At 55.4% G+C, this 26,436-nt stretch carries 33 protein-coding genes; all 33 read left to right on the top strand.

Going from position 1 to position 26,436, the window contains the following annotated elements; genetic code table 11:
- Positions 1-109: 109 nt before the first annotated feature.
- Positions 110-4,183, top strand: coding sequence for a DNA-directed RNA polymerase subunit beta (rpoB, locus tag J1D76_RS08355; RefSeq protein ID WP_053162836.1), 4,074 nt, complete (start codon positions 110-112; stop codon positions 4,181-4,183).
- Positions 4,184-4,247: 64 nt separating this feature from the next.
- Entirely contained in the window at positions 4,248-8,447 is a 4,200-nt protein-coding gene (gene rpoC / locus J1D76_RS08350; RefSeq protein ID WP_421137845.1) for a DNA-directed RNA polymerase subunit beta', read from the top strand.
- Positions 8,448-8,662: 215 nt separating this feature from the next.
- On the top strand, positions 8,663-9,034 hold the full coding sequence (gene rpsL / locus J1D76_RS08345) for a 30S ribosomal protein S12 (protein WP_003186084.1): 372 nt from the start codon (positions 8,663-8,665) through the stop codon (positions 9,032-9,034).
- Between the two features lie 108 nt (positions 9,035-9,142).
- Positions 9,143-9,616 carry a 30S ribosomal protein S7 gene (gene rpsG / locus J1D76_RS08340; protein WP_007970418.1) on the top strand — a complete coding sequence of 158 codons (474 nt, stop codon included), beginning with the start codon at positions 9,143-9,145 and terminating at the stop codon, positions 9,614-9,616.
- A 30-nt stretch (positions 9,617-9,646) separates the two neighbouring features.
- On the top strand, positions 9,647-11,752 hold the full coding sequence (gene fusA, locus J1D76_RS08335) for an elongation factor G (protein WP_421137844.1): 2,106 nt from the start codon (positions 9,647-9,649) through the stop codon (positions 11,750-11,752).
- 30 nt (positions 11,753-11,782) lie between these two features.
- Complete coding sequence (gene tuf / locus J1D76_RS08330; protein ID WP_008053875.1) at positions 11,783-12,976, top strand: elongation factor Tu; 1,194 nt, start codon at positions 11,783-11,785, stop codon at positions 12,974-12,976.
- Positions 12,977-13,134: 158 nt separating this feature from the next.
- The gene (gene rpsJ, locus J1D76_RS08325) at positions 13,135-13,446 is read left to right on the top strand and encodes a 30S ribosomal protein S10 (protein ID WP_003186070.1); all 312 of its coding nucleotides are present in this window, start codon (positions 13,135-13,137) and stop codon (positions 13,444-13,446) included.
- A gap of 80 nt (positions 13,447-13,526) precedes the next feature.
- Positions 13,527-14,162: a 50S ribosomal protein L3 gene (gene rplC / locus J1D76_RS08320; RefSeq protein ID WP_003186059.1), complete on the top strand. Its 636-nt coding sequence runs from the start codon at positions 13,527-13,529 to the stop codon at positions 14,160-14,162.
- A 12-nt stretch (positions 14,163-14,174) separates the two neighbouring features.
- Entirely contained in the window at positions 14,175-14,777 is a 603-nt protein-coding gene (rplD, locus tag J1D76_RS08315) for a 50S ribosomal protein L4 (RefSeq protein ID WP_003228735.1), read from the top strand.
- Complete coding sequence (rplW, locus tag J1D76_RS08310) at positions 14,774-15,073, top strand: 50S ribosomal protein L23 (RefSeq protein ID WP_002555488.1); 300 nt, start codon at positions 14,774-14,776, stop codon at positions 15,071-15,073. The genes rplD and rplW overlap by 4 nt, the downstream gene beginning before the upstream one ends.
- 14 nt (positions 15,074-15,087) lie before the next feature.
- The gene (rplB, locus tag J1D76_RS08305; protein ID WP_008018194.1) at positions 15,088-15,912 is read left to right on the top strand and encodes a 50S ribosomal protein L2; all 825 of its coding nucleotides are present in this window, start codon (positions 15,088-15,090) and stop codon (positions 15,910-15,912) included.
- Between the two features lie 16 nt (positions 15,913-15,928).
- Complete coding sequence (gene rpsS / locus J1D76_RS08300; protein WP_002555486.1) at positions 15,929-16,204, top strand: 30S ribosomal protein S19; 276 nt, start codon at positions 15,929-15,931, stop codon at positions 16,202-16,204.
- A gap of 11 nt (positions 16,205-16,215) precedes the next feature.
- A complete protein-coding gene (gene rplV / locus J1D76_RS08295) occupies positions 16,216-16,548 on the top strand; it encodes a 50S ribosomal protein L22 (RefSeq protein WP_003103908.1) in 333 nt (110 codons plus the stop codon).
- A 13-nt stretch (positions 16,549-16,561) separates the two neighbouring features.
- Positions 16,562-17,248: a 30S ribosomal protein S3 gene (gene rpsC, locus J1D76_RS08290; RefSeq protein WP_007970424.1), complete on the top strand. Its 687-nt coding sequence runs from the start codon at positions 16,562-16,564 to the stop codon at positions 17,246-17,248.
- 12 nt (positions 17,249-17,260) lie between these two features.
- Positions 17,261-17,674 carry a 50S ribosomal protein L16 gene (gene rplP / locus J1D76_RS08285; RefSeq protein ID WP_003176421.1) on the top strand — a complete coding sequence of 138 codons (414 nt, stop codon included), beginning with the start codon at positions 17,261-17,263 and terminating at the stop codon, positions 17,672-17,674.
- Entirely contained in the window at positions 17,674-17,865 is a 192-nt protein-coding gene (gene rpmC / locus J1D76_RS08280; protein ID WP_002555481.1) for a 50S ribosomal protein L29, read from the top strand. The genes rplP and rpmC overlap by 1 nt, the downstream gene beginning before the upstream one ends.
- A 2-nt stretch (positions 17,866-17,867) precedes the next feature.
- Complete coding sequence (gene rpsQ, locus J1D76_RS08275; RefSeq protein ID WP_003176419.1) at positions 17,868-18,134, top strand: 30S ribosomal protein S17; 267 nt, start codon at positions 17,868-17,870, stop codon at positions 18,132-18,134.
- Between the two features lie 23 nt (positions 18,135-18,157).
- Entirely contained in the window at positions 18,158-18,526 is a 369-nt protein-coding gene (gene rplN / locus J1D76_RS08270) for a 50S ribosomal protein L14 (protein WP_002555479.1), read from the top strand.
- 11 nt (positions 18,527-18,537) lie between these two features.
- A complete protein-coding gene (gene rplX, locus J1D76_RS08265) occupies positions 18,538-18,852 on the top strand; it encodes a 50S ribosomal protein L24 (protein WP_095059509.1) in 315 nt (104 codons plus the stop codon).
- A 22-nt stretch (positions 18,853-18,874) separates the two neighbouring features.
- Positions 18,875-19,414, top strand: a complete 540-nt coding sequence (rplE, locus tag J1D76_RS08260) for a 50S ribosomal protein L5 (protein ID WP_003210069.1) — start codon at positions 18,875-18,877, stop codon at positions 19,412-19,414.
- Between the two features lie 13 nt (positions 19,415-19,427).
- Entirely contained in the window at positions 19,428-19,733 is a 306-nt protein-coding gene (gene rpsN / locus J1D76_RS08255) for a 30S ribosomal protein S14 (protein ID WP_003176414.1), read from the top strand.
- A 208-nt stretch (positions 19,734-19,941) separates the two neighbouring features.
- The gene (gene rpsH, locus J1D76_RS08250) at positions 19,942-20,334 is read left to right on the top strand and encodes a 30S ribosomal protein S8 (protein ID WP_003186040.1); all 393 of its coding nucleotides are present in this window, start codon (positions 19,942-19,944) and stop codon (positions 20,332-20,334) included.
- A gap of 12 nt (positions 20,335-20,346) precedes the next feature.
- Positions 20,347-20,880, top strand: coding sequence for a 50S ribosomal protein L6 (rplF, locus tag J1D76_RS08245; protein ID WP_003176412.1), 534 nt, complete (start codon positions 20,347-20,349; stop codon positions 20,878-20,880).
- Positions 20,881-20,890: 10 nt separating this feature from the next.
- The gene (gene rplR / locus J1D76_RS08240; RefSeq protein WP_003186037.1) at positions 20,891-21,241 is read left to right on the top strand and encodes a 50S ribosomal protein L18; all 351 of its coding nucleotides are present in this window, start codon (positions 20,891-20,893) and stop codon (positions 21,239-21,241) included.
- Positions 21,242-21,244: 3 nt separating this feature from the next.
- Positions 21,245-21,745 (top strand): 30S ribosomal protein S5, encoded by a 501-nt coding sequence (rpsE, locus tag J1D76_RS08235; protein ID WP_003186035.1) that lies wholly within the window; start codon positions 21,245-21,247, stop codon positions 21,743-21,745.
- A 2-nt stretch (positions 21,746-21,747) separates the two neighbouring features.
- Positions 21,748-21,924, top strand: a complete 177-nt coding sequence (gene rpmD, locus J1D76_RS08230) for a 50S ribosomal protein L30 (protein WP_003176408.1) — start codon at positions 21,748-21,750, stop codon at positions 21,922-21,924.
- A 3-nt stretch (positions 21,925-21,927) separates the two neighbouring features.
- Positions 21,928-22,365 carry a 50S ribosomal protein L15 gene (gene rplO, locus J1D76_RS08225; RefSeq protein ID WP_003228720.1) on the top strand — a complete coding sequence of 146 codons (438 nt, stop codon included), beginning with the start codon at positions 21,928-21,930 and terminating at the stop codon, positions 22,363-22,365.
- Positions 22,366-23,694, top strand: coding sequence for a preprotein translocase subunit SecY (gene secY / locus J1D76_RS08220; protein ID WP_003228718.1), 1,329 nt, complete (start codon positions 22,366-22,368; stop codon positions 23,692-23,694). It abuts the gene before it with no gap.
- A 24-nt stretch (positions 23,695-23,718) separates the two neighbouring features.
- Positions 23,719-23,835: a 50S ribosomal protein L36 gene (gene rpmJ / locus J1D76_RS08215; protein ID WP_002555468.1), complete on the top strand. Its 117-nt coding sequence runs from the start codon at positions 23,719-23,721 to the stop codon at positions 23,833-23,835.
- A gap of 130 nt (positions 23,836-23,965) precedes the next feature.
- Positions 23,966-24,322, top strand: a complete 357-nt coding sequence (gene rpsM / locus J1D76_RS08210; protein WP_009045849.1) for a 30S ribosomal protein S13 — start codon at positions 23,966-23,968, stop codon at positions 24,320-24,322.
- A 30-nt stretch (positions 24,323-24,352) separates the two neighbouring features.
- On the top strand, positions 24,353-24,742 hold the full coding sequence (gene rpsK, locus J1D76_RS08205; protein WP_002555466.1) for a 30S ribosomal protein S11: 390 nt from the start codon (positions 24,353-24,355) through the stop codon (positions 24,740-24,742).
- Positions 24,743-24,760: 18 nt separating this feature from the next.
- Positions 24,761-25,381, top strand: a complete 621-nt coding sequence (gene rpsD / locus J1D76_RS08200; protein ID WP_003176404.1) for a 30S ribosomal protein S4 — start codon at positions 24,761-24,763, stop codon at positions 25,379-25,381.
- A 22-nt stretch (positions 25,382-25,403) separates the two neighbouring features.
- Entirely contained in the window at positions 25,404-26,405 is a 1,002-nt protein-coding gene (locus tag J1D76_RS08195; protein ID WP_007970428.1) for a DNA-directed RNA polymerase subunit alpha, read from the top strand.
- The last annotated feature ends 31 nt before the right edge of the window (positions 26,406-26,436 follow it).

Raw genomic sequence — 26,436 nt, 5'->3', positions numbered from 1 at the left:
GTGCTGTAACCACCCGATGCGGTGGCGCAAACCATGGGGTTTGCACGATTTTCTGGCTGCTCCCGTCGGGAGGGGCCAAACAAGCAGGTGACCAAGCTGGGGAACGCTGATGGCTTACTCATATACTGAGAAAAAACGTATCCGCAAGGACTTTAGCAAGTTGCCGGACGTCATGGATGTGCCGTACCTCCTGGCCATCCAGCTGGATTCGTATCGTGAATTCTTGCAAGCGGGAGCGACTAAAGATCAGTTCCGCGACGTGGGCCTGCATGCGGCCTTCAAATCCGTTTTCCCGATCATCAGCTACTCCGGCAATGCTGCGCTGGAGTACGTCGGATATCGTCTGGGCGAACCGGCATTTGATGTCAAAGAATGCGTATTGCGCGGTGTAACTTACGCCGTACCTTTGCGGGTAAAAGTGCGCCTGATCATTTTCGACAAAGAATCGTCGAACAAAGCGATCAAGGACATCAAAGAGCAAGAAGTCTACATGGGCGAAATTCCCCTGATGACTGAAAACGGTACCTTCGTAATCAACGGTACCGAGCGTGTAATCGTTTCCCAGCTGCACCGTTCCCCGGGCGTGTTCTTCGACCACGACCGTGGCAAGACGCACAGCTCCGGTAAACTGCTGTACTCCGCACGCATCATTCCTTACCGCGGTTCGTGGCTGGACTTCGAGTTCGACCCGAAAGACTGCGTATTCGTGCGTATCGACCGTCGTCGCAAGCTGCCTGCATCGGTACTGCTGCGCGCGCTGGGCTATACCACTGAAGAAGTGCTGGACGCGTTCTATACCACCAACGTATTCCATGTGAAGGGCGAGACCCTGAGCCTGGAGCTGGTGCCTCAGCGCCTGCGTGGTGAAATTGCAGTCCTGGATATCCAGGATGACAAAGGCAAGGTTATTGTCGAGCAGGGTCGTCGTATCACCGCTCGCCACATCAACCAGCTGGAAAAAGCCGGGATCAAAGAGCTGGATGTGCCACTGGACTACGTCCTGGGTCGCACAACCGCCAAGGTCATCGTGCACCCGGCAACCGGCGAAATCCTGGCAGAGTGCAACACCGAGCTGAACACCGAGATCCTGGCCAAAATCGCCAAGGCTCAGGTTGTTCGCATCGAAACTCTGTACACCAACGATATCGACTGCGGTCCGTTCGTCTCCGACACTCTGAAGATCGACTCCACCAGCAACCAATTGGAAGCGCTGGTCGAGATCTATCGCATGATGCGTCCTGGCGAGCCGCCAACCAAAGACGCTGCCGAGACCCTGTTCAATAACCTGTTCTTCAGCCCTGAGCGCTATGACCTGTCTGCGGTCGGCCGGATGAAGTTCAACCGTCGTATCGGTCGCACCGAGATCGAAGGTTCGGGCGTGCTGTGCAAGGAAGACATCGTCGCGGTACTGAAGACCCTGGTCGACATCCGTAACGGTAAAGGCATCGTCGATGACATCGACCACCTGGGTAACCGTCGTGTTCGCTGCGTAGGCGAAATGGCCGAGAACCAGTTCCGCGTTGGCCTGGTACGTGTTGAACGTGCGGTCAAAGAGCGTCTGTCGATGGCAGAAAGCGAAGGCCTGATGCCGCAAGACCTGATCAACGCCAAGCCAGTGGCTGCGGCGGTGAAAGAGTTCTTCGGTTCCAGCCAGCTGTCGCAGTTCATGGACCAGAACAACCCGCTGTCCGAGATCACCCACAAGCGTCGTGTCTCTGCACTCGGCCCTGGTGGTTTGACTCGTGAGCGTGCCGGCTTTGAAGTTCGTGACGTACACCCGACGCACTACGGTCGTGTTTGCCCGATCGAAACGCCGGAAGGTCCGAACATCGGTCTGATCAACTCCCTGGCTGCCTATGCGCGCACCAACCAGTACGGCTTCCTCGAGAGCCCGTACCGTGTGGTGAAAGACGCTCTGGTCACCGACGAGATCGTGTTCCTGTCCGCCATCGAAGAGGCCGATCATGTGATCGCTCAGGCTTCGGCCACGATGAACGACAAGAAAGTCCTGATCGACGAGCTGGTAGCTGTTCGTCACTTGAACGAATTCACCGTCAAGGCGCCGGAAGACGTCACCTTGATGGACGTATCGCCGAAGCAGGTAGTTTCGGTTGCTGCGTCGCTGATTCCGTTCCTCGAGCACGACGACGCCAACCGTGCGTTGATGGGTTCGAACATGCAGCGTCAAGCTGTACCGACCCTGCGCGCTGACAAGCCGCTGGTAGGTACCGGCATGGAGCGTAACGTAGCCCGTGACTCCGGCGTTTGCGTCGTGGCTCGTCGTGGCGGCGTGATCGACTCTGTCGACGCCAGCCGTATCGTGGTTCGTGTTGCCGATGACGAAGTTGAAACCGGTGAAGCCGGTGTCGACATCTACAACCTGACCAAATACACCCGCTCCAACCAGAACACCTGCATCAACCAGCGTCCGCTGGTGCGAAAAGGTGATCGGGTTCAGCGTAGCGACATCATGGCCGACGGTCCGTCCACCGACATGGGTGAACTGGCTCTGGGTCAGAACATGCGCATCGCGTTCATGGCATGGAACGGCTTCAACTTCGAAGACTCCATCTGCCTGTCCGAGCGTGTGGTTCAGGAAGACCGCTTCACCACGATCCACATCCAGGAACTGACCTGTGTGGCCCGTGACACCAAGCTTGGCCCAGAGGAAATCACTGCGGACATCCCGAACGTGGGTGAAGCTGCACTGAACAAGCTGGACGAAGCCGGTATCGTTTACGTAGGTGCTGAAGTTGGCGCAGGCGACATCCTGGTCGGTAAGGTCACTCCGAAAGGCGAGACCCAACTGACTCCGGAAGAAAAACTGCTGCGTGCAATCTTCGGTGAAAAAGCCAGCGACGTTAAAGACACTTCCTTGCGTGTACCGACCGGAACCAAAGGTACTGTCATCGACGTACAGGTCTTCACCCGCGACGGCGTAGAGCGTGACGCTCGTGCACTGTCGATCGAGAAGTCCCAGCTGGACGAGATCCGCAAGGATCTGAACGAAGAGTTCCGCATCGTCGAAGGCGCTACTTTCGAACGTCTGCGCTCCGCACTGGTCGGCCACAAAGCCGAAGGCGGCGCCGGTCTGAAGAAAGGCCAGGACATCACCGACGAAGTACTCGACGGTCTTGAGCACGGCCAGTGGTTCAAACTGCGCATGGCTGAAGATGCTCTGAACGAGCAGCTCGAGAAGGCTCAGGCCTACATCGTTGATCGTCGCCGTCTGCTGGACGACAAGTTCGAAGACAAGAAGCGCAAACTGCAGCAGGGCGATGACCTGGCTCCAGGCGTGCTGAAAATCGTCAAGGTTTACCTGGCAATCCGTCGTCGCATCCAGCCGGGCGACAAGATGGCCGGTCGTCACGGTAACAAGGGTGTGGTCTCGGTGATCATGCCGGTTGAAGACATGCCGCACGATGCCAATGGCACCCCGGTCGACGTCGTCCTCAACCCGTTGGGCGTACCTTCGCGTATGAACGTCGGTCAGATCCTTGAAACCCACCTGGGCCTCGCGGCCAAAGGTCTGGGCGAGAAGATCAACCGCATGATTGAAGAGCAGCGCAAGGTTGCCGAGCTGCGTAAATTCCTGCACGAGATCTACAACGAGATCGGCGGTCGTCAGGAAAGCCTCGATGACTTCTCGGACCAGGAAATCCTGGACCTGGCTCAAAACCTGCGTGGCGGCGTTCCAATGGCCACTCCAGTGTTCGACGGTGCCAAGGAAAGCGAAATCAAGGCCATGCTGAAACTGGCAGACCTGCCAGAAAGCGGCCAGATGCAGCTGACTGACGGTCGTACCGGCAACAAGTTCGAGCGCCCGGTTACCGTTGGCTACATGTACATGCTGAAGCTGAACCACTTGGTAGACGACAAGATGCACGCTCGTTCTACCGGTTCGTACAGCCTGGTTACCCAGCAGCCGCTGGGTGGTAAGGCGCAGTTCGGTGGTCAGCGTTTCGGGGAGATGGAGGTCTGGGCACTGGAAGCATACGGTGCCGCTTACACTCTGCAAGAAATGCTCACAGTGAAGTCGGACGATGTGAACGGCCGTACCAAGATGTACAAAAACATCGTGGATGGCGATCACCGTATGGAGCCGGGCATGCCCGAGTCCTTCAACGTGTTGATCAAGGAAATTCGTTCCCTCGGCATCGATATCGATCTGGAAACCGAATAACACGTGACGCGAATCGAGAGCGGGGCAGGATTGCCCGCTCTCTGCTCCGCCAGGAGGAAAGGCCTTGAAAGACCTACTGAATTTGCTGAAAAACCAGGGTCAAGTCGAAGAGTTCGACGCCATCCGTATCGGATTGGCATCGCCTGAGATGATCCGTTCGTGGTCGTTCGGTGAAGTTAAAAAGCCGGAAACCATCAACTACCGTACGTTCAAACCTGAGCGTGACGGCCTGTTCTGCGCCAAGATCTTTGGCCCGGTAAAGGATTACGAGTGCCTGTGCGGTAAGTACAAGCGCTTGAAGCACCGTGGTGTGATCTGCGAGAAGTGCGGCGTTGAAGTCGCGCTGGCAAAAGTTCGTCGTGAGCGCATGGCGCACATCGAACTGGCCTCGCCAGTTGCCCACATCTGGTTCCTGAAATCGCTGCCGTCCCGTATCGGCTTGCTGATGGACATGACCCTGCGTGATATCGAACGCGTTCTCTACTTCGAGAGCTACGTCGTTATCGATCCAGGCATGACCACCCTTGAAAAAGGTCAGCTGCTCAACGACGAGCAGTATTTCGAAGCGCTGGAAGAGTTCGGCGATGATTTCGATGCCCGCATGGGTGCCGAAGCTGTCCGCGAACTGCTGCACGCTATCGACCTGGAACACGAGATTGGCCGTCTGCGTGAAGAAATTCCGCAAACCAACTCCGAAACCAAGATCAAGAAGCTGTCCAAGCGTCTGAAGTTGATGGAAGCCTTCCAGGGTTCCGGCAACCTGCCAGAGTGGATGGTGCTGACCGTTCTGCCGGTTCTGCCGCCAGATCTGCGTCCACTGGTCCCGCTGGATGGCGGTCGCTTCGCGACTTCCGACCTCAACGATCTGTATCGTCGAGTGATCAACCGTAACAACCGTTTGAAGCGCCTGCTGGATCTGTCCGCTCCGGACATCATCGTGCGCAACGAAAAACGTATGTTGCAGGAAGCTGTCGATGCACTGCTCGACAACGGTCGTCGTGGCCGCGCTATCACCGGTTCGAACAAGCGTCCTCTGAAATCCCTGGCTGACATGATCAAGGGTAAGCAGGGTCGTTTCCGTCAGAACTTGCTCGGTAAGCGTGTTGACTACTCTGGCCGTTCGGTAATTACCGTAGGTCCGACCCTGCGTCTGCACCAGTGCGGTCTGCCGAAGAAAATGGCTCTCGAGCTGTTCAAGCCGTTCATTTTCGGCAAGCTGGAAATGCGTGGTCTTGCTACCACCATCAAAGCTGCCAAAAAGATGGTCGAGCGCGAACTGCCGGAAGTTTGGGACGTTCTCGCTGAAGTGATTCGCGAACACCCGGTACTTCTCAACCGTGCACCGACCCTTCACCGTCTGGGTATCCAGGCGTTTGAACCGGTATTGATCGAAGGTAAGGCTATCCAGCTGCACCCTCTGGTCTGCGCCGCGTACAACGCCGACTTCGACGGCGACCAAATGGCCGTGCACGTACCGCTGACGCTGGAAGCCCAGCTCGAAGCGCGTGCGTTGATGATGTCGACCAACAACATTCTGTCGCCAGCCAACGGTGAGCCAATCATCGTTCCGTCGCAGGACGTTGTATTGGGTCTGTACTACATGACTCGCGAAGCGATCAACGCCAAGGGCGAAGGTCGTGTGTTCGCGGATCTGCAGGAAGTTGACCGTGTGTTCCGTGCCGGCGAAGCCGCACTGCACGCCAAGGTCAAGGTGCGGATCAACGAAACCGTCAACGACCGTGATGGCGGCAGCGTGAGCAACACTCGTATTGTCGACACAACTGTCGGCCGTGCTCTGTTGTTCCAGGTTGTGCCAAAAGGTCTGTCGTACGACGTCGTCAACCTGCCGATGAAGAAAAAGGCGATCTCCAAGCTGATCAACCAGTGCTATCGCGTGGTTGGTTTGAAAGAGACTGTGATCTTCGCTGACCAGTTGATGTACACCGGTTTTGCTTATTCGACCATTTCCGGCGTTTCCATTGGTGTTAACGACTTCGTTATCCCGGATGAAAAAGCCCGCATCATCAATGCTGCTACTGATGAAGTGAAAGAGATCGAGAGCCAGTACGCCTCCGGCCTGGTAACCCAGGGCGAGAAGTACAACAAAGTGATCGACCTTTGGTCCAAGGCGAACGACGAAGTTTCCAAGGCGATGATGGCCAACCTCTCGAAAGAGAAAGTCATCGACCGTCATGGCGTCGAAGTCGACCAGGAATCCTTCAACTCGATGTACATGATGGCTGACTCGGGTGCGCGGGGTTCCGCAGCACAGATTCGTCAGCTGGCCGGTATGCGTGGCCTGATGGCCAAGCCGGACGGTTCCATCATTGAAACGCCGATTACTGCGAACTTCCGTGAAGGTTTGAGCGTACTTCAGTACTTCATCTCCACTCACGGTGCTCGTAAGGGTCTTGCGGATACCGCGTTGAAAACGGCTAACTCCGGTTACCTGACTCGTCGTCTGGTAGACGTTGCACAAGATCTGGTTGTAACCGAGATCGATTGCGGCACCGAACACGGTCTGCTGATGACTCCGCACATTGAAGGCGGTGACGTTGTAGAACCGTTGGGTGAGCGCGTATTGGGTCGTGTTATCGCCCGTGACGTATTCAAGCCAGGTACCGAGGACGTCATCGTTCCTGCCGGCACCCTGGTAGACGAGAAGTGGGTCGAGTTTATCGAGCTCAACAGCATCGACGAAGTGATCGTGCGTTCGCCGATCAGCTGCGAAACCCGCTTCGGCATTTGCGCCAAGTGCTACGGCCGTGACCTGGCTCGTGGTCACCAGGTGAACATCGGTGAAGCGGTCGGCGTTATCGCTGCCCAGTCCATCGGTGAGCCGGGTACCCAGCTGACGATGCGTACGTTCCACATCGGTGGTGCGGCAAGCCGGACCTCCGCGGCCGACAGCGTTCAGGTGAAGAATGGCGGTACCGTCCGTCTGCATAACCTGAAGCACGTTGAGCGAGTGGATGGTTGCCTGGTGGCCGTGTCCCGTTCCGGTGAGCTGGCCATCGCTGATGACTTCGGTCGTGAGCGTGAGCGTTACAAGCTGCCGTACGGTGCCGTGATTTCGGTTAAAGAGGGTGACAAGGTCGACGCTGGCGCAATCGTGGCCAAGTGGGATCCGCACACTCACCCGATCGTTACCGAAATGAAAGGTACCGTGACCTACGTGGGCATGGAAGAAGGCATCACGATCAAGCGTCAGACTGACGAATTGACCGGTATGACCAACATTGAAGTACTCGACGCCAAAGATCGTCCAGCTGCCGGTAAGGACATTCGTCCTGCCGTTAAGATGGTCGACGACAACGGCAAGGATCTGTTGCTGCCAGGCACTGACGTTATCGCTCAGTACTTCCTGCCAGCCAACGCCCTGGTCGGTGTAGCGGACGGCGCGAAGATTGCGATCGGTGATGTTATCGCTCGTATCCCGCAAGAAACTTCGAAGACCCGTGACATCACCGGTGGTCTGCCGCGTGTTGCCGACTTGTTCGAAGCCCGTCGTCCGAAAGAAGCGTCGATTCTGGCTGAAGTCAGCGGCACCATCGCGTTCGGTAAAGAGACCAAGGGCAAGCGCCGTCTGGTTATCACCCCGAACGACGGTAGCGATCCGTATGAAGAGCTGATTCCGAAGTGGCGTCACCTGAACGTGTTCGAAGGCGAACAGGTAAACCGCGGCGAAGTTATCTCCGACGGTCCAAGCGATCCACACGACATCCTGCGTCTGCTGGGTGTGAGTGCGCTGGCCAAGTACATCGTTAACGAGATCCAGGACGTTTACCGTCTGCAAGGCGTGAAGATCAACGACAAGCACATCGAGACCATCCTGCGTCAGATGCTGCGTAAAGTTGAAATCGCTGAATCCGGCGATTCCAGTTTCATCAAGGGCGACCAGATGGAATTGACTCACGTATTGGTAGAGAACGAGCGTTTGAGCGGCGAAGACAAATTTGTCTCCAAGTTCACTCGCGTTCTGCTGGGTATCACCAAGGCGTCGTTGTCCACCGAATCGTTCATCTCGGCGGCTTCCTTCCAGGAAACCACTCGCGTACTGACCGAAGCGGCGGTAACCGGCAAGCGCGATTACCTGCGCGGCCTGAAAGAAAACGTGGTCGTGGGTCGTCTGATCCCGGCTGGTACCGGTCTGGCTTATCACAGCGAGCGCAAGCGTCGCCGTGATGCTGACAAACCGTTGCGCGTAAGCGCCAGTGAAGTGGAAGCTGCACTGACCGAAGCGCTGAACTCGAGCGGTAACTGAGTTCTGCGGTAAATGAGCTGAGGCCCTGATCGCTCCGTTCGTCGAATCGAGACATATTGTCAAGGTTCGATGGGCGGAGAGGTCGGGGCCTTGCCTTGACTGGGGGCAAGATCCTCTTTAGACTCTTGATCCCCTAAATTTGGCGGGAATTCGTTCCTGCCATTTTGCTTTTCTTGCAAGACAATAGCGTCGCAAGACAACAGTGGAGCTAGTAGATGGCAACTATCAACCAGCTGGTACGTCAGCCGCGTAAGCGTATCGTCGAGAAATCCGACGTACCTGCGCTGCAGAACTGCCCGCAACGTCGTGGCGTGTGCACCCGTGTGTACACCACCACGCCGAAAAAACCTAACTCGGCACTGCGTAAAGTATGCCGTGTGCGTCTGACCAACGGTTTCGAGGTTTCCTCGTACATCGGCGGTGAAGGCCACAACCTGCAAGAGCACAGCGTGGTACTGATCCGCGGCGGTCGTGTAAAAGACTTGCCAGGTGTTCGTTACCACACCGTCCGCGGTTCGTTGGATACTTCCGGTGTTAAAGGTCGTAACCAGGGTCGTTCGAAGTACGGTACCAAGCGTCCGAAGTAATCGGCCGTTTTGCAGTTATTCATTTTATTGAGTCGATAAGAGTAAGGTCGGGCACGCATCCATTGGAGCTGTCCCGGGCTAACCTGAAGACCGTTTGAGGGCTTATCAATGCCAAGACGTCGCGTAGCAGCCAAGCGTGAGATTCTGGACGATCCGAAATACGGAAGCCAAATCCTCGCCAAATTCATGAACCACGTAATGGAAAGCGGCAAGAAAGCCGTTGCCGAGCGTATCGTTTATGGTGCCCTGGATACCGTGAAGGCTCGTAAGGCCGGCACCGATCCCCTGGAACTCTTCGAAAAAGCACTCGACGCCATCGCTCCGCTGGTCGAAGTGAAGTCGCGCCGCGTTGGTGGTGCTACTTACCAGGTTCCGGTCGAGGTTCGTCCTTCCCGTCGTAACGCCCTGGCAATGCGCTGGTTGGTAGACTTCGCCCGCAAGCGTGGCGAGAAGTCTATGGCTCTGCGTTTGGCTGGCGAACTGCTGGATGCCGCCGAAGGTAAAGGTGCTGCTGTTAAGAAGCGTGAAGACGTGCACCGTATGGCTGAAGCTAACAAAGCTTTCTCGCACTACCGCTTCTAATTTTAGCGTCACTCAATTTGCGAGGGCTTTATGGCTCGTACTACACCGATTAATCGCTACCGTAACATTGGTATCGTTGCTCACGTGGATGCTGGTAAAACCACCACCACCGAGCGCGTCCTTTTTTACACTGGCAAAAGTCACAAGATGGGCGAAGTGCATGACGGCGCTGCGACCACTGACTGGATGGTTCAGGAGCAGGAGCGTGGTATTACCATTACTTCTGCTGCCATTACCGCCTTCTGGCAGGGTTCGGCCAAGCAGCACAAAGACCAGTACCGCTTCAACGTCATCGATACCCCGGGTCACGTAGACTTCACCATTGAAGTTGAACGTTCCCTGCGTGTACTCGACGGCGCTGTCGTTGTGTTCTGCGGCACGTCCGGCGTTGAGCCTCAGTCCGAAACCGTATGGCGTCAAGCCAACAAGTACGGTGTTCCACGTATCGTTTACGTGAACAAGATGGACCGTGCCGGCGCGAACTTCCTGCGCGTGATCGCTCAGATCAAGCAGCGTCTGGGTCACACTCCGGTGCCGATCCAGTTGGCAATCGGTTCCGAAGACAACTTCCAGGGTCAGATCGATCTGATGACCATGGAAGCCGTTTATTGGAACGATGCTGACAAGGGCATGACTCCACGTCGCGAAGCTATCCCTGCTGAACTGCAGGAACTGGCTGAAGAGTGGCGCAACAACATGGTTGAGGCTGCGGCTGAAGCCAGCGAAGAGCTGATGAACAAGTACCTCGAGGGCGAAGAGCTCACCATCGAGGAAATCAAGGCCGCTCTGCGTCAGCGTACTATCGCTGGTGAGATCGTTCTGGCTGTTTGCGGTTCTTCCTTCAAGAACAAGGGTGTTCCCCTGGTTCTCGACGCCGTTATCGACTACCTGCCGGCTCCAACCGACATTCCTGCCATCAAGGGTACTGACCCGGATGACGAGGAAAAGCAAATGGAGCGTCACGCAGACGACAACGAGCCGTTCTCGGCTCTGGCGTTCAAGATCGCTACCGACCCATTCGTGGGTACCTTGACCTTCGTCCGCGTTTACTCGGGCGTGTTGGCCTCCGGCGACGGCGTGATCAACTCGGTTAAAGGCAAGAAAGAGCGCGTGGGTCGTATGGTGCAAATGCACGCAAACGCCCGTGAAGAGATCAAGGAAGTACGCGCTGGCGACATCGCGGCCCTGATCGGCATGAAGGACGTCACCACTGGTGAAACCTTGTGCAACGCTGACAAGCCAATCATCCTCGTTCGCATGGACTTCCCGGAGCCGGTTATTTCGGTTGCCGTTGAGCCTAAGACCAAGGATGACCAGGAAAAAATGGGTATCGCTCTGGGCAAACTTGCTCAGGAAGACCCGTCTTTCCGCGTCAAGACTGATGAAGAGACCGGTCAAACGATCATCTCTGGCATGGGCGAGCTGCACCTGGACATCCTGGTTGACCGGATGCGCCGTGAGTTCAACGTCGAAGCCAACATCGGCAAGCCTCAGGTTTCGTATCGTGAGCGAATCACGAAGAATTGCGAAATCGAAGGCAAGTTCGTTCGTCAGTCCGGCGGTCGTGGCCAGTTCGGCCATTGCTGGATCCGTTTTGCTCCTGCTGACGAAGGTCAGGAAGGTCTGCAATTCGTGAACGAAGTAGTGGGTGGTGTGGTTCCTAAGGAATACATCCCGGCTATCCAGAAGGGTATCGAAGAGCAGATGAAGAACGGCGTTGTTGCCGGCTATCCGCTGATCGGCCTGAAGGCTACCGTGTTTGATGGTTCTTACCACGACGTCGACTCGAACGAGATGGCGTTTAAGGTGGCTGCTTCCATGGCGACCAAGCAACTGGCCCAGAAGGGCGGTGGTGAGTTGCTCGAGCCGATCATGGCGGTAGAGGTTGTTACGCCTGAAGACTATATGGGTGACGTGATGGGCGACCTTAACCGTCGTCGCGGCATGATTCTGGGTATGGAAGATACGGTCTCCGGCAAGGTGATCCGTGCTGAAGTGCCGTTGGGCGAGATGTTCGGTTATGCGACCGACGTTCGTTCGATGTCCCAGGGTCGCGCAAGCTACTCTATGGAATTCAAAAAATACAATACAGCTCCGTCGCACATCGTCGAAACTGTAACCAAAAAACAAGGCTGATTCAGTCCTTTAGGCAAGGAGTTAATTGTCGTGGCTAAAGAAAAATTTGATCGTTCCCTACCGCACGTCAACGTTGGCACCATCGGTCACGTTGACCACGGTAAAACCACTCTGACCGCAGCTCTGACTCGCGTTTGCTCCGAAGTTTTCGGTTCCGCAATCGTTGATTTCGATAAAATCGACAGCGCTCCAGAAGAAAAAGCTCGTGGTATCACCATCAACACCGCGCACGTCGAGTACAACTCGAAGATCCGTCACTACGCTCACGTTGACTGCCCAGGTCACGCTGACTATGTGAAGAACATGATCACCGGTGCTGCCCAGATGGACGGCGCGATCCTGGTTTGCTCGGCCGCTGATGGTCCGATGCCGCAAACCCGTGAGCACATCCTGCTGTCCCGCCAGGTAGGCGTTCCGTACATCGTGGTTTTCCTGAACAAGGCTGACCTGGTAGACGACGCTGAGCTGCTGGAACTGGTTGAGATGGAAGTTCGCGACCTGCTGTCCACCTACGACTTCCCGGGCGATGACACTCCAATCATCATCGGTTCGGCTCGTATGGCGCTGGAAGGCAAAGACGACAACGAAATGGGCACCACTGCCGTTCGTAAACTGGTCGAGACTCTGGACAGCTACATCCCAGAACCAGAGCGCGCTATCGACAAGCCATTCCTGATGCCAATCGAAGACGTATTCTCGATCTCCGGTCGTGGTACCGTTGTGACTGGTCGTATCGAGCGCGGTATCGTTCGCGTTCAAGATGCACTGGAAATCGTTGGTCTGCGTGACACCACCACCACCACCTGCACCGGTGTTGAAATGTTCCGCAAGCTGCTCGACGAAGGTCGTGCTGGCGAGAACTGCGGCGTTCTGCTGCGTGGTACCAAGCGTGACGACGTTGAGCGTGGCCAGGTTCTGGTTAAGCCGGGTTCGGTTAAGCCGCACACCAAGTTCACCGCAGAAGTTTACGTTCTGAGCAAGGAAGAAGGCGGTCGTCACACTCCGTTCTTCAAAGGCTACCGTCCACAGTTCTACTTCCGTACTACTGACGTGACTGGTAACTGCCAGCTGCCAGAAGGCGTTGAAATGGTAATGCCAGGTGATAACATCCAGATGGAAGTTACCCTGATCAAAACCATCGCGATGGAAGACGGTCTGCGTTTCGCTATCCGTGAAGGCGGTCGTACCGTCGGCGCTGGCGTCGTAGCCAAAATCATCGAGTAAGCATCTCTTTTGAGATAGCTTCGATGCTTTGAAAAAGCCCCCGCTCAGCGGGGGCTTTTTTATTGGGTTGACACCTATCTGGAGCGTCTATAGAATTGCGCCTCCTTTTAACGGGCGTATTGCGCCCGGTGGGAATAGCAGCCGGAGTCTGAAATCCAATGCAAAATCAGCAAATCCGTATCAGGTTGAAGGCTTTCGACCATCGCCTGATCGACCAATCAACCCAGGAAATCGTGGAAACCGCGAAACGTACTGGTGCTCAAGTGCGTGGTCCAATTCCACTGCCTACCCGTAAAGAGCGGTTCACCGTTCTGGTCTCCCCGCACGTCAACAAAGACGCGCGTGACCAGTACGAGATCCGTACTCATAAGCGCGTTCTGGACATCGTCCAGCCAACGGATAAAACCGTTGATGCTCTTATGAAGCTTGATCTTGCGGCCGGTGTGGAAGTGCAGATCAGCCTCGGCTAAGACTCGGTCTTAGTCGTGTAACGCTCTGAAATGGGCGGCCATAGCGGGTGAAAGCCCCGTACACTCATGAGGTTTACAACATGACTATTGGTGTAGTCGGTCGTAAATGCGGTATGACCCGTATTTTCACCGAAGAAGGTGTCTCCATTCCGGTCACGGTCATTGAGATCGAGCCGAATCGCGTCACCCAGTTCAAAACTGAAGAGACCGATGGCTATCGTGCAGTGCAAGTCACTGTCGGCGAGCGTCGTGCTTCGCGTGTAACAGCAGCTCAGGCTGGCCACTTCGCTAAGGCGAACGTTGCCGCTGGTCGTACCGTAATGGAATTCCGCCTTGAAGAAGGCGAGTACCAGGCCGGCGATCTGATCAACGCTGAAATCTTCGCCGCTGGTCAACTGGTTGATGTAACCGGTCAGTCCAAGGGTAAAGGCTTCCAGGGTACGATCAAGCGTTGGAATTTCCGCGGGCAAGATAACACCCACGGTAACTCCGTATCCCACCGCGTTCCAGGCTCTATCGGCCAGTGCCAGACTCCTGGTCGTGTATTCAAGGGCAAAAAAATGTCCGGTCATATGGGCGCTGAGCGCGTGACCGTGCAGTCCCTCGAAGTAGTGCGCGTGGACGCTGAACGCAATCTGTTGTTGGTCAAGGGTGCTGTTCCTGGCGCTACTGGCGGCAACCTGGTTGTACGTCCAGCAGCCAAGGCTCGCGGTTAAGGGGAAGCTGACATGCAATTAAATGTAAATGACGCTCAAGCGATCGAAGTTTCCGAACTGACATTTGGCGGCGAATTCAACGAGACGCTGGTTCACCAGGCAGTCGTAGCCTACATGGCTGGCGGTCGTCAGGGTTCCAAGCAGCAAAAGACCCGTTCCGACGTTCGTGGTGGCGGTAAGCGCCCATGGCGTCAGAAAGGTACTGGCCGTGCTCGTGCCGGTACTATCCGTAGCCCAATCTGGCGTGGCGGCGGTACCACTTTCGCAGCTCGTCCTCAGGATCACTCCCAGAAGCTGAACAAGAAGATGTATCGCGCAGCAATGCGTTCCATCCTTGCTGAGCTGGTGCGTACTGATCGTCTGGTCGTGGTTCAGGATTTCGCCGTTGAAACGCCGAAAACCAAAGACCTGCTGGGCAAGCTGAACAACATGAGCCTGACCGATGTTTTGATCGTGTCGGACGCTGTTGATCAGAACCTGTACCTGGCTGCTCGTAACCTGCCACACGTTGATGTACGTGACGTGCAAGGTTCCGATCCAGTTAGTCTGATCGCATACGACAAGGTGTTGATCACCGTGTCGGCCGTGAAGAAATTCGAGGAGCTGCTGGGATGAACCAGGAACGCGTATTTAAAGTTCTGCTTGGCCCGCACGTTTCCGAGAAGGCTACGGTTCTGGCAGACAAGAAAGGCCAGTTCGTTTTCAAGGTTGCGACTGACGCAACCAAGCTGGAAATCAAGAAGGCCGTCGAAAGCCTGTTCAGCGTGAAAGTAGAGCGTGTTACTACCCTGAATGTTCTGGGTAAGAGCAAGCGCACTGCTCGCGGTCTGGGCAAGCGTAATGACTGGAAGAAGGCAGTTATCTCCCTTCAGCCAGGCCAAGATCTCGATTTCAGCAGCAGTGCTGAGTAAGGAAGGGGTGCATCATGGCAATCGTTAAATGCAAACCGACTTCCCCTGGCCGCCGTTTTGTGGTCAAGGTGGTCAACCAGGAGCTGCATAAAGGCGCTCCTCACGCACCGCTGCTCGAGAAGAAATCGAAGACTGGTGGTCGTAACAACAATGGCCGTATTACCACTCGTCACATCGGTGGTGGTCATAAGCAGCATTACCGTATGGTCGATTTCCGTCGCAACGACAAGGATGGCATCGTCGCCACTGTCGAGCGTATCGAATACGATCCAAACCGTACTGCTCACATCGCACTGCTCTGCTACGCAGACGGCGAGCGCCGCTACATCATCGCCCCTAAAGGCGTGAGTGCTGGCGACACGCTGATCGCAGGCGCTCTGGCTCCAATCAAGCCAGGTAACGCTCTGCAACTGCGCAACATTCCAGTCGGTTCTACCGTACACGGCATCGAACTGAAGCCAGGTAAAGGCGCACAGATCGCTCGCTCCGCTGGTGCTTCGGCTCAGCTGATCGCTCGTGAAGGCGTTTACGTTACCCTGCGTCTGCGTTCCGGTGAAATGCGTAAAGTCCTGGCTGAATGCCGTGCGACCCTGGGCGAAGTCTCGAACTCCGAGCACAGCCTGCGTTCGCTGGGTAAAGCCGGTGCCAAACGCTGGCGTGGCGTTCGCCCAACCGTTCGTGGTGTTGCCATGAACCCGGTTGACCACCCACATGGTGGTGGTGAAGGTCGTACCTCTGGTGGTCGTCATCCGGTATCGCCATGGGGCTTCCCGACTAAGGGCGCGAAGACTCGTGGTAATAAGCGTACCGACAAAATGATCGTCCGTCGTCGCAAGTAAATAGAGGGATACGACAGTGCCACGTTCTCTGAAAAAAGGTCCTTTTATCGATCTTCACCTACTGAAGAAGATCGAAGTGGCGGCGGAAAAGAACGATCGCAAACCGGTGAAAACCTGGTCGCGTCGTTCGATGATCCTGCCACAAATGGTCGGTCTGACCATCGCAGTACACAACGGTCGTCAGCACGTCCCCGTTCTCGTGAACGAAGACATGGTCGGCCACAAACTGGGCGAGTTCGCCGGTACCCGCACTTATCGCGGGCACGTGGCAGACAAGAAAGCCAAGCGTTAAGGGGTTAGGAAATGGAAGTAGCCGCTAAGTTGTCGGGCGCTCGAATCTCCGCCCAGAAAGCCCGCTTGGTCGCCGACCAGATCCGCGGGAAGAAGGTGGGCGAAGCGCTCAACCTGTTGGCTTTCAGCAGTAAGAAAGCCGCCGAGATCATGAAGAAAGTGCTGGAGTCGGCCGTAGCCAACGCCGAGCATAACGAAGGCGCAGACGTTGATGACCTGAAGGTCAGCACCGTTTTCGTCAACGAAGGGCGTTCGCTGAAGCGCATCATGCCACGTGCCAAAGGCCGTGCTGATCGCATCGTCAAGCGGTCTTGCCATATCACTGTCAAGGTTGCTGACAAGTAACGGAGTCGAAGAGATGGGTCAGAAAGTACATCCCATTGGCATTCGCCTGGGAATCGTCAAGGAGCACACCTCCGTCTGGTACGCAGACGGTCGGACTTATGCGGACTATTTGCTCGCAGATCTGAATGTGCGTGAGTACCTCCAAGACAAACTAAAAAGCGCGTCCGTAAGCCGTATCGATATCCATCGTCCGGCCCAAACTGCACGCATCACCATCCACACCGCTCGTCCAGGTATCGTTATCGGGAAGAAAGGTGAAGATGTTGAGAAACTGCGTCAGGACCTGACCAAGCAAATGGGTGTGCCTGTGCACATCAATATCGAAGAGATCCGCAAGCCGGAACTCGACGGTATGCTGGTTGCGCAGAGCGTAGCTCAGCAGCTGGAGCGTCGCGTAATGTTCCGTCGCGCTATGAAGCGCGCTGTACAGAACGCCATGCGCATTGGTGCCAAAGGCATCAAAATCCAAGTGAGCGGTCGTCTCGGCGGTGCTGAAATCGCACGTACTGAATGGTATCGCGAAGGTCGTGTGCCATTGCACACCCTGCGTGCCGACATCGACTATGCCAACTACGAAGCTCACACCACTTACGGTGTGATCGGTGTAAAGGTTTGGATCTTCAAAGGCGAAGTAATTGGTGGTCGCCAAGAAGAACTGAAACCACAAGCACCAGCGCCTCGTAAAAAAGCTGCTAAGTAAGGGGTACGCCAAATGTTGCAACCTAAGCGTACGAAGTTCCGCAAGCAGATGACAGGCCACAACCGTGGTCTGGCTCAGCGCGGTAGCAAAGTCAGCTTCGGCGAGTTCGCGCTGAAGTCTGTAGCTCGTGGTCGTCTCACCGCTCGTCAGATCGAGTCAGCGCGTCGTGCTCTGACCCGTCACGTAAAACGTGGCGGCAAGATCTGGATCCGTGTATTCCCGGACAAGCCGATCTCCAAGAAGCCTCTCGAGGTTCGTATGGGTAAAGGTAAGGGTAACGTGGAATACTGGGTTGCCCAGATTCAGCCAGGTAAAGTCCTGTATGAAATCGAGGGTGTTTCTGAAGAGCTGGCGCGTGAGGCTTTCGCCCTGGCTGCTGCAAAGCTGCCGCTCGCCACCTCCTTTGTTAAACGGACGGTGATGTGATGAAAGCGAATGAACTTCGTGAAAAATCCGCACAGCAGCTGAACGAGCAACTGCTCGGCCTGCTGCGCGACCAGTTCAATCTGCGTATGCAGAAAGCAACTGGCCAGTTGGGGCAGTCTCATCTGCTCTCGCAAGTTAAGCGTGACATCGCTCGCGTGAAGACTGTGCTCAACCAGCAGGCAGGTAAGTAATCATGGCTGAAGCCGAAAAAACTGTCCGTACGCTGACTGGCCGTGTTGTCAGCGACAAGATGGACAAAACCATCACCGTTCTGATCGAGCGTCGCGTTAAGCACCCGATCTACGGTAAATACGTTAAGCGTTCGACTAAGCTGCACGCGCACGACGAAACCAATCAGTGCCACATCGGCGACAAAGTCACTATTCGTGAAACTCGTCCTTTGGCCAAGACCAAGTCTTGGGCGCTGGTTGATGTTCTCGAACGCGCTGTGGAAGTCTAAGGACTAGGGGTCGGAGAAATTATATGATTCAGACTCAATCCATGCTCGATGTGGCCGATAACAGCGGCGCTCGCCGCGTTATGTGCATCAAGGTGCTGGGTGGCTCCCATCGTCGTTACGCTGGTATCGGTGACATCATCAAAGTTACCGTGAAGGAAGCAATTCCTCGCGGTAAAGTGAAAAAAGGCCAAGTGATGACTGCTGTTGTAGTCCGCACTCGTCACGGCGTACGTCGTGCTGATGGCTCCATTATCCGCTTTGATGGCAACGCTGCTGTTCTGTTGAACAACAAGCAAGAGCCGATCGGCACCCGTATCTTTGGGCCAGTGACCCGTGAACTTCGTACTGAGAAGTTCATGAAGATCGTCTCGCTCGCCCCAGAAGTGCTGTAAGGAGATCCGACATGCAAAAGATTCGTCGTGACGACGAGATCATCGTGATCGCCGGCAAAGACAAAGGTAAGCGCGGTAAGGTGCTTAAGGTTCTCGCTAACAACCGTCTGGTTATTGGTGGTCTGAACCTGGTCAAGCGTCATACCAAGCCTAACCCGATGTCGGGCGTGCAGGGCGGTATCGTCGAAAAAGAAGCTCCACTGGATGCTTCTAACGTCGCCATTTTCAACAGCGAAACCAACAAGGCTGACCGCGTTGGTTTTAAAGTAGAAGACGGCAAGAAAATTCGTGTCTTCAAGTCGACCCAAAAAGCGGTTGATGCTTGAACACTGCTAGGTAGATGAGACCATGGCACGACTAAAAGAGATTTACCGGAAGGAAATTGCTCCGAAACTTAAGGAAGAACTTAAGCTTTCGAACGTGATGGAGGTTCCGCGCGTTACAAAAATCACCCTGAACATGGGTCTGGGCGAAGCGATCGGCGACAAGAAAGTCATCGAGCACGCTGTTGCTGACCTGGAAAAGATCACCGGCCAGAAAGTCGTTGTGACCTACGCTCGCAAATCCATCGCTGGCTTTAAAGTCCGTGAAGGTTGGCCGATCGGCGTCAAAGTGACCCTGCGCCGTGAGCGTATGTACGAGTTCCTGGATCGTCTGCTGTCGATCTCCCTGCCTCGGGTTCGCGACTTCCGCGGCCTGAATGCCAAGTCCTTCGATGGTCGTGGCAACTACAGCATGGGCGTGAAAGAGCAGATCATCTTCCCGGAAATCGACTACGACAAGATCGATGCTCTCCGCGGTCTGGACATCACCCTGACCACCACTGCCAAGAACGATGATGAAGGCCGCGCTCTGCTGCGTGCGTTCAAATTCCCGTTCCGCAACTGATTGGAGTAGGACCATGGCCAAGATGAGCATGAAAAACCGCGAGCTGAAGCGTCAGCTCACGGTTGCCAAGTACGCCAAGAAGCGTGCAGCACTGAAAGCTATCATCGTCGATCTGAACGCAAGTCCAGAAGCGCGTTGGGAAGCTACAGTAGCCCTGCAGAAGCAGCCACGTGACGCAAGCGCTTCGCGCATGCGTAACCGCTGCCGCCTGACCGGTCGTCCACACGGCGTTTACCGCAAGTTCGGCCTCGGCCGTAACAAGCTGCGTGAAGCTGCAATGCGTGGTGACGTACCGGGTCTGGTTAAAGCCAGCTGGTAAGTACTTTCAAAGTCCAGGCGGTCAGAATCGCAAGAAGCTGACCGCCGGTACCTTGAATCTGGAACAAGCCCCTTTTGGGGCTTGTTTCATTTCCGGAGTGTGTCTAGAATACCCGGCTCGCCTGAGCCCGTGTTTTTTATACCCGGAGATTCTCGGCGACACGTAATAGCCGCAAGGCTAATTTTTTGTATTTAGGAGCGTCTAGCCCATGAGTATGCAGGACCCGTTAGCGGACATGCTAACTCGTATCCGTAATGCCCAGATGGCTGAAAAGTCCGTCGTAAGCATGCCATCTTCCACGTTGAAGGTAGCTGTTGCCAAAGTCCTGAAGGACGAAGGTTACATTGCGGGTTATCAGATCAGCAGCGAAATCAAGCCACTGCTGTCCATCGAGCTGAAGTACTTCGAAGGCCGTCCGGTTATCGAAGAAGTGAAGCGCGTTAGCCGTCCAGGCCTGCGTCAGTACAAGTCCGTCGATGATCTGCCAAAAGTTCGTGGCGGTCTCGGTGTGTCTATCGTCTCCACCAACAAGGGTGTGATGACTGATCGTGCTGCGCGCGCTGCCGGTGTCGGCGGCGAAGTTCTTTGCACTGTGTTCTAAGGGGGGATAAGCATGTCTCGCGTCGCTAAGAACCCCGTTAAGCTGCCAGCCGGTGTCGAAGTAAAATTCGCAGGCCAACAGCTTTCGGTGAAGGGTGCCAAGGGCACTCTCGAACTGAACATCCATTCGTCCGTTGAGATCGTTGAAGAAGCCGGTGAGTTGCGTTTCGCTGCTCGCAATGGCGATCAACAGACTCGCGCAATGGCTGGTACCACTCGTGCGTTGGTAAACAACATGGTCCAAGGCGTAAGCCAAGGCTTCGAGCGCAAGCTCCAGCTGGTCGGTGTTGGTTACAAAGCGCAAGCAAAAGGCACAGTGCTGAACCTGGCTCTTGGCTTCTCGCACCCAGTGGATTACGAACTGCCGGAAGGCATCACCGCTGAGACTCCTAGCCAGACCGATATCCTGATCAAGGGCATCGACAAGCAGCTGGTAGGTCAAGTGGCCGCCGAGATCCGCGACTTCCGTCCACCAGAGCCGTACAAAGGCAAAGGTGTGCGCTACGCGGACGAAGTCGTCCGTCGTAAAGAAGCCAAGAAGAAGTAGGGCATAGCAAATGACCGACAAAAAAGTTACTCGACTGCGTCGCGCTCGCAAAGCACGCCTGAAAATGCACGAACTCGAAGTCGTGCGTCTCTGCGTGTTCCGCTCTTCGCAGCACATCTACGCCCAGGTCATTTCGGCCGACGGCAACAAAGTCCTGGCAAGCGCCTCGACTTTGGATAAAGAACTGCGTGATGGTGCCACCGGCAACATCGACGCGGCCACTAAGGTTGGCCAGCTGGTCGCTACGCGTGCTAAGGCCGCTGGCGTCTCGCAAGTGGCTTTCGACCGCTCTGGCTTCAAGTACCACGGCCGCGTTAAAGCGCTGGCTGATGCTGCTCGTGAAGCTGGGCTGGAGTTCTAAGTTATGTCAAATAACGACCAAAAGCGCGACGAAGGCTACATCGAGAAGCTGGTTCAAGTTAACCGCGTAGCCAAAACCGTTAAAGGCGGCCGTATCTTCACTTTCACCGCGTTGACCGTGGTGGGTGATGGTAAAGGCCGTGTTGGCTTCGGCCGTGGCAAGTCGCGTGAAGTGCCTGCTGCGATCCAGAAGGCAATGGAAGCTGCTCGCCGCAACATGATCCAGGTTGATCTGAACGGCACCACTCTGCAGTACGCAATGAAGTCTGCTCACGGCGCTTCGAAGGTGTACATGCAGCCTGCTTCTGAAGGTACCGGTATCATCGCTGGCGGCGCTATGCGTGCCGTCCTCGAAGTTGCTGGCGTTCAGAACGTTCTGGCCAAGTGCTACGGCTCGACTAACCCGGTAAACGTGGTTCACGCCACTTTCAAGGGTTTGAAAGCAATGCAGTCTCCTGAATCCATTGCCGCCAAGCGTGGCAAAAGCGTCAAGGAGATCTTCTGATCATGGCTACCGTAAAAGTAACGCTGATCAAAAGCATGACCGGCCGCATCCCTAACCACAAACTGTGCGTTAAGGGTCTGGGTCTGCGTCGCATCGGTCACACTGTAGAAGTCCAGGATACTCCCGAGAATCGCGGGATGATCAACAAGGCTTACTACATGCTGCGTGTCGAGGGTTAATCGATGAAACTCAATGATCTGAGTCCAGCGCCGGGTTCCCGTCGCGAAAAGCATCGTCCGGGCCGTGGTATCGGTAGCGGTTTGGGTAAGACTGGTGGCCGTGGTCACAAAGGTCAGACCTCCCGCTCCGGTGGCACCATTGCTCCAGGCTTTGAAGGCGGTCAACAGCCGCTGCATCGTCGCCTGCCGAAGTTCGGTTTCGTTTCCCTGAAAGCCATGGACCGCGCAGAAGTGCGTCTGTCCGAGCTGGCCAAAGTGGAAGGCGACATCGTCACCGTGCAGTCCCTGAAAGATGCCAACGTGATCAACGTCAACGTACAGCGTGTGAAAATCATGCTGTCCGGTGAAGTGACTCGCGCTGTCACTATCGGCAAGGGAATCGGCGCCACCAAAGGTGCGCGTGCGGCTATCGAAGCAGCTGGCGGCAAGTTCGAGGAATAAATGGCTAAGCAAGGTGCTCTCTCTGCGCTCGGCAAAGGCGGTATGTCTGAACTCTGGGCTCGTCTGCGTTTTCTGTTCCTGGCGATTATCGTCTACCGAATAGGCGCACACATCCCGGTTCCAGGTATCAACCCGGACCGACTCGCGGACCTGTTTCGACAGAATGAGGGGACCATTCTTAGCTTGTTCAACATGTTTTCCGGCGGCGCGCTGGAACGGATGAGCATCTTTGCATTGGGGATCATGCCGTACATCTCGGCATCGATCATCATGCAACTGATGACCGCCGTCAGCCCGCAGCTGGAACAGTTGAAGAAGGAAGGTGAAGCTGGCCGTCGCAAGATCAGCCAGTACACCCGCTACGGCACTGTCGTCCTCGCTCTCGTCCAGGCTATTGGCATGTCCATTGGTCTGGCGGGGCAGGGCGTTGCGTTCACTGGTGACTTTGGCTTCCATTTCGTCGCAGTATCCACGTTTGTGGCTGGTGCGATGTTCATGATGTGGCTGGGTGAGCAGATTACTGAGCGTGGTGTTGGCAACGGTATCTCGATGTTGATTTTTTCGGGTATCGTCGCCGGTCTTCCGAGAGCGATCGGGCAGTCTTTCGAGTCTGCGCGTCAGGGCGATATCAACATCTTTGCCCTGGTTGCCATCGGTTTGCTGGCAGTAGCGATTATCGGTTTCGTGGTGTTCATTGAGCGTGGTCAGCGTCGTATCGCTGTTCACTACGCCAAGCGTCAGCAGGGCCGCAAGGTCTTCGCTGCGCAGACTAGCCACTTGCCGCTGAAGGTGAACATGGCCGGTGTTATTCCGGCTATTTTCGCGAGCAGCATTTTGCTGTTCCCGGCTTCGTTGGGTGCCTGGTTCGGTCAGTCTGAAGGTATGGGCTGGTTGCAGGACATCTCGCAGTCGATCGCTCCTGGTCAGCCGTTGAATATTCTGCTGTTTAGTGCAGGGATTATTTTCTTCTGCTTCTTCTATACGGCGTTGATGTTCAATCCGAAAGACGTAGCGGAAAACCTGAAGAAGTCCGGTGCCTTTATTCCGGGCATCCGTCCAGGTGAGCAGTCTGCGCGCTACATTGATGGCGTTCTGACTCGCTTGACCATGTTCGGTGCTCTTTACATGACGGCCGTCTGCCTGTTGCCCCAGTTCCTGGTGGTTGCAGCCAACGTACCGTTCTACCTTGGCGGGACCTCGTTGCTGATCGTCGTCGTGGTTGTGATGGACTTCATGTCCCAAGTACAATCGCACCTCGTTTCGCACCAGTACGAATCCCTGATGAAGAAAGCCAACCTGAAGGGTTACGGCAGCGGCATGCTGCGCTGACCCATAAGGTTCGAGGAGTTGGTGATGAAAGTTCGTGCATCGGTGAAAAAGCTGTGCCGTAACTGCAAGATTATTCGCCGCGAAGGTGTTGTTCGAGTAATTTGCAGCGCGGAACCGCGTCACAAACAGCGCCAAGGCTGAGTGTGATTGTGCTTCAAGCCCGGCAGCTAGTGCGCTGCCGGGTTGATTATTTGTTATTACAGCGATATTATCTCGCGCCCTATTTCTTGGCTTCCGGGGCGTAGGTAGCTGTCAATTGGAGTCCCACTGAATGGCCCGTATTGCAGGCGTTAACATTCCAGATAACAAGCATACTGTTATCTCGCTGACCTACATCTATGGTGTTGGTCGCACTACTGCACAGAAAATTTGTGCAGAGACTGGGGTAAACCCAGCAGCAAAGATCAAAGATCTGAGCGACGAGCAAATTGAACAGCTGCGTGGCGAAGTGGCGAAGTTCACCACTGAAGGTGACCTGCGTCGCGAAATCAACATGAAAATCAAGCGCTTGATGGACCTCGGTTGCTATCGCGGTCTGCGTCATCGTCGCGGTCTTCCAGTACGCGGTCAGCGTACCAAGACCAACGCGCGTACCCGTAAAGGTCCGCGTAAGCCGATCCGCAAGTAATCGCCCCAGCGAATCGACAGGAATTTAATCATGGCAAAACCTGCTGCTCGTCCTCGTAAAAAAGTTAAAAAGACAGTGGTTGATGGCATCGCCCACATCCATGCATCTTTTAACAACACCATCGTGACCATTACCGACCGTCAAGGTAACGCTCTTTCCTGGGCTACCTCCGGTGGTTCGGGTTTCCGCGGTTCCCGCAAGTCCACCCCGTTTGCTGCTCAAGTAGCTGCTGAACGTGCTGGTCAAGCTGCGCTGGAATACGGCCTGAAAAACCTCGACGTCAACGTCAAAGGTCCAGGTCCAGGTCGTGAATCCGCAGTCCGCGCTTTGAACGGCTGTGGCTACAAGATCGCCAGCATCACCGACGTGACGCCAATCCCGCACAACGGGTGCCGTCCGCCGAAGAAGCGCCGCGTGTAATCCAGGAGATTGTAAAGAATGGCTCGTTACATTGGTCCAAAATGCAAACTCGCTCGTCGCGAAGGCACCGATCTCTTCCTGAAGAGCGGCGTGCGCGCGATCGAATCGAAGTGCAACATTGAAGCAGCACCTGGTATCCACGGCCAACGCCGCGGTCGCCAGTCCGACTACGGCACCCAACTGCGTGAAAAGCAGAAGGTCCGTCGTATCTACGGCGTTCTCGAGCGTCAATTCAGCGGCTACTACAAAGAAGCAGCTGGCAAAAAAGGTGCAACCGGTGAAAACCTGCTGCAACTGCTCGAATGCCGTCTGGACAACGTGGTATACCGTATGGGCTTCGGTTCGACTCGTGCCGAATCCCGTCAGCTGGTATCGCACAAGTCGATCAGCGTAAACGGTCAGACCGTTAACGTTCCGTCGTACCAGGTTCGTGCTGGCGACGTGGTTGCTGTTCGCGAGAAAGCAAAAAATCAACTTCGCATTGTCCAAGCTCTCGATCTGTGTGCCCAACGTGGCCGCGTAGAATGGGTAGAAGTAGACACTGAGAAGAAGTCGGGCGTTTTCAAGAACGTTCCAGCTCGCAGTGATCTGTCCGCCGACATCAACGAAAGCCTGATTGTCGAGCTCTACTCCAAGTAAGGGCTAGAAAATAGGTGCATCCATGCAGATTTCGGTAAATGAGTTCCTGACACCCCGCCACATTGATGTGCAGGTTGTCAGTCCAACCCGCGCCAAAATCACTCTCGAGCCTCTCGAGCGTGGTTTCGGCCATACCCTGGGCAACGCGCTGCGCCGCATCCTGTTGTCCTCAATGCCCGGCTGTGCAGTAGTCGAGGCCGAGATTGACGGTGTGCTCCACGAGTACAGCGCAATCGAAGGTGTACAGGAAGACGTCATTGAAATCCTGTTGAACCTTAAAGGTCTGGCTATCAAGCTGCACGGTCGTGACGAAGTTACGCTGACCTTGTCGAAGAAGGGTTCGGGGGTGGTTACCGCTGCCGATATTCAGCTGGATCATGATGTCGAGATCGTTAATCCCGATCACGTAATCGCTAACCTGGCGTCTAACGGCGCCCTGAACATGAAGCTCGTAGTAGCTCGTGGTCGTGGTTATGAACCGGCAGACTCGCGTCAGAGCGATGAAGACGAAAGCCGCAGCATCGGTCGCTTGCAGCTTGACTCTTCGTTCAGCCCGGTTCGCCGTATCGCATACGTGGTGGAAAACGCCCGTGTCGAGCAGCGTACTAACCTGGACAAGCTGGTTATTGATCTGGAAACCAACGGTACTCTGGATCCTGAAGAGGCAATTCGCCGCGCTGCAACCATCCTGCAACAGCAGTTGGCTGCGTTCGTCGACCTCAAGGGTGACAGTGAGCCAGTGGTTGTCGAGCAGGAAGACGAGATCGATCCGATCCTGCTTCGCCCGGTTGACGATCTGGAACTGACTGTACGTTCGGCTAACTGCCTTAAGGCGGAAAACATCTACTACATCGGTGACCTGATTCAGCGTACCGAAGTAGAGCTGTTGAAGACTCCGAACCTGGGCAAGAAATCCTTGACTGAAATCAAGGACGTTCTGGCCTCCCGCGGTCTGTCCCTCGGCATGCGCCTCGACAACTGGCCGCCTGCAAGTCTTAAGAAGGACGACAAGGCGACTGCCTGATCGTCGTAATCACCGAACGTAGTGTTTGGTA

The sequence above is a fragment of the Pseudomonas sp. NFX15 genome (assembly GCF_049132105.1).
Taxonomy (GTDB): domain Bacteria; phylum Pseudomonadota; class Gammaproteobacteria; order Pseudomonadales; family Pseudomonadaceae; genus Aquipseudomonas.
The sequence above is the reverse complement of the archived record's forward strand: the minus strand, read 5'-3'. Positions and strand labels throughout refer to the sequence as shown.

What these genes read in the sequence shown, in the direction of transcription:
- rpoB (WP_053162836.1), top strand. Translation starts at nt 110, where the DNA reads ATGGCTTACTCATATACTGAGAAAAAACGTATCCGCAAGGACTTTAGC.
- rpsL (WP_003186084.1), top strand. Translation starts at nt 8,663, where the DNA reads ATGGCAACTATCAACCAGCTGGTACGTCAGCCGCGTAAGCGTATCGTC.
- rpsG (WP_007970418.1), top strand. Translation starts at nt 9,143, where the DNA reads ATGCCAAGACGTCGCGTAGCAGCCAAGCGTGAGATTCTGGACGATCCG.
- fusA (WP_421137844.1), top strand. Translation starts at nt 9,647, where the DNA reads ATGGCTCGTACTACACCGATTAATCGCTACCGTAACATTGGTATCGTT.
- rpsJ (WP_003186070.1), top strand. Translation starts at nt 13,135, where the DNA reads ATGCAAAATCAGCAAATCCGTATCAGGTTGAAGGCTTTCGACCATCGC.
- rplC (WP_003186059.1), top strand. Translation starts at nt 13,527, where the DNA reads ATGACTATTGGTGTAGTCGGTCGTAAATGCGGTATGACCCGTATTTTC.
- rplD (WP_003228735.1), top strand. Translation starts at nt 14,175, where the DNA reads ATGCAATTAAATGTAAATGACGCTCAAGCGATCGAAGTTTCCGAACTG.
- rplW (WP_002555488.1), top strand. Translation starts at nt 14,774, where the DNA reads ATGAACCAGGAACGCGTATTTAAAGTTCTGCTTGGCCCGCACGTTTCC.
- rplB (WP_008018194.1), top strand. Translation starts at nt 15,088, where the DNA reads ATGGCAATCGTTAAATGCAAACCGACTTCCCCTGGCCGCCGTTTTGTG.
- rplV (WP_003103908.1), top strand. Translation starts at nt 16,216, where the DNA reads ATGGAAGTAGCCGCTAAGTTGTCGGGCGCTCGAATCTCCGCCCAGAAA.
- rpsC (WP_007970424.1), top strand. Translation starts at nt 16,562, where the DNA reads ATGGGTCAGAAAGTACATCCCATTGGCATTCGCCTGGGAATCGTCAAG.
- rplP (WP_003176421.1), top strand. Translation starts at nt 17,261, where the DNA reads ATGTTGCAACCTAAGCGTACGAAGTTCCGCAAGCAGATGACAGGCCAC.
- rpmC (WP_002555481.1), top strand. Translation starts at nt 17,674, where the DNA reads ATGAAAGCGAATGAACTTCGTGAAAAATCCGCACAGCAGCTGAACGAG.
- rpsQ (WP_003176419.1), top strand. Translation starts at nt 17,868, where the DNA reads ATGGCTGAAGCCGAAAAAACTGTCCGTACGCTGACTGGCCGTGTTGTC.
- rplN (WP_002555479.1), top strand. Translation starts at nt 18,158, where the DNA reads ATGATTCAGACTCAATCCATGCTCGATGTGGCCGATAACAGCGGCGCT.
- rplX (WP_095059509.1), top strand. Translation starts at nt 18,538, where the DNA reads ATGCAAAAGATTCGTCGTGACGACGAGATCATCGTGATCGCCGGCAAA.
- rplE (WP_003210069.1), top strand. Translation starts at nt 18,875, where the DNA reads ATGGCACGACTAAAAGAGATTTACCGGAAGGAAATTGCTCCGAAACTT.
- rpsN (WP_003176414.1), top strand. Translation starts at nt 19,428, where the DNA reads ATGGCCAAGATGAGCATGAAAAACCGCGAGCTGAAGCGTCAGCTCACG.
- rpsH (WP_003186040.1), top strand. Translation starts at nt 19,942, where the DNA reads ATGAGTATGCAGGACCCGTTAGCGGACATGCTAACTCGTATCCGTAAT.
- rplF (WP_003176412.1), top strand. Translation starts at nt 20,347, where the DNA reads ATGTCTCGCGTCGCTAAGAACCCCGTTAAGCTGCCAGCCGGTGTCGAA.
- rplR (WP_003186037.1), top strand. Translation starts at nt 20,891, where the DNA reads ATGACCGACAAAAAAGTTACTCGACTGCGTCGCGCTCGCAAAGCACGC.
- rpsE (WP_003186035.1), top strand. Translation starts at nt 21,245, where the DNA reads ATGTCAAATAACGACCAAAAGCGCGACGAAGGCTACATCGAGAAGCTG.
- rpmD (WP_003176408.1), top strand. Translation starts at nt 21,748, where the DNA reads ATGGCTACCGTAAAAGTAACGCTGATCAAAAGCATGACCGGCCGCATC.
- rplO (WP_003228720.1), top strand. Translation starts at nt 21,928, where the DNA reads ATGAAACTCAATGATCTGAGTCCAGCGCCGGGTTCCCGTCGCGAAAAG.
- secY (WP_003228718.1), top strand. Translation starts at nt 22,366, where the DNA reads ATGGCTAAGCAAGGTGCTCTCTCTGCGCTCGGCAAAGGCGGTATGTCT.
- rpmJ (WP_002555468.1), top strand. Translation starts at nt 23,719, where the DNA reads ATGAAAGTTCGTGCATCGGTGAAAAAGCTGTGCCGTAACTGCAAGATT.
- rpsM (WP_009045849.1), top strand. Translation starts at nt 23,966, where the DNA reads ATGGCCCGTATTGCAGGCGTTAACATTCCAGATAACAAGCATACTGTT.
- rpsK (WP_002555466.1), top strand. Translation starts at nt 24,353, where the DNA reads ATGGCAAAACCTGCTGCTCGTCCTCGTAAAAAAGTTAAAAAGACAGTG.
- rpsD (WP_003176404.1), top strand. Translation starts at nt 24,761, where the DNA reads ATGGCTCGTTACATTGGTCCAAAATGCAAACTCGCTCGTCGCGAAGGC.
- J1D76_RS08195 (WP_007970428.1), top strand. Translation starts at nt 25,404, where the DNA reads ATGCAGATTTCGGTAAATGAGTTCCTGACACCCCGCCACATTGATGTG.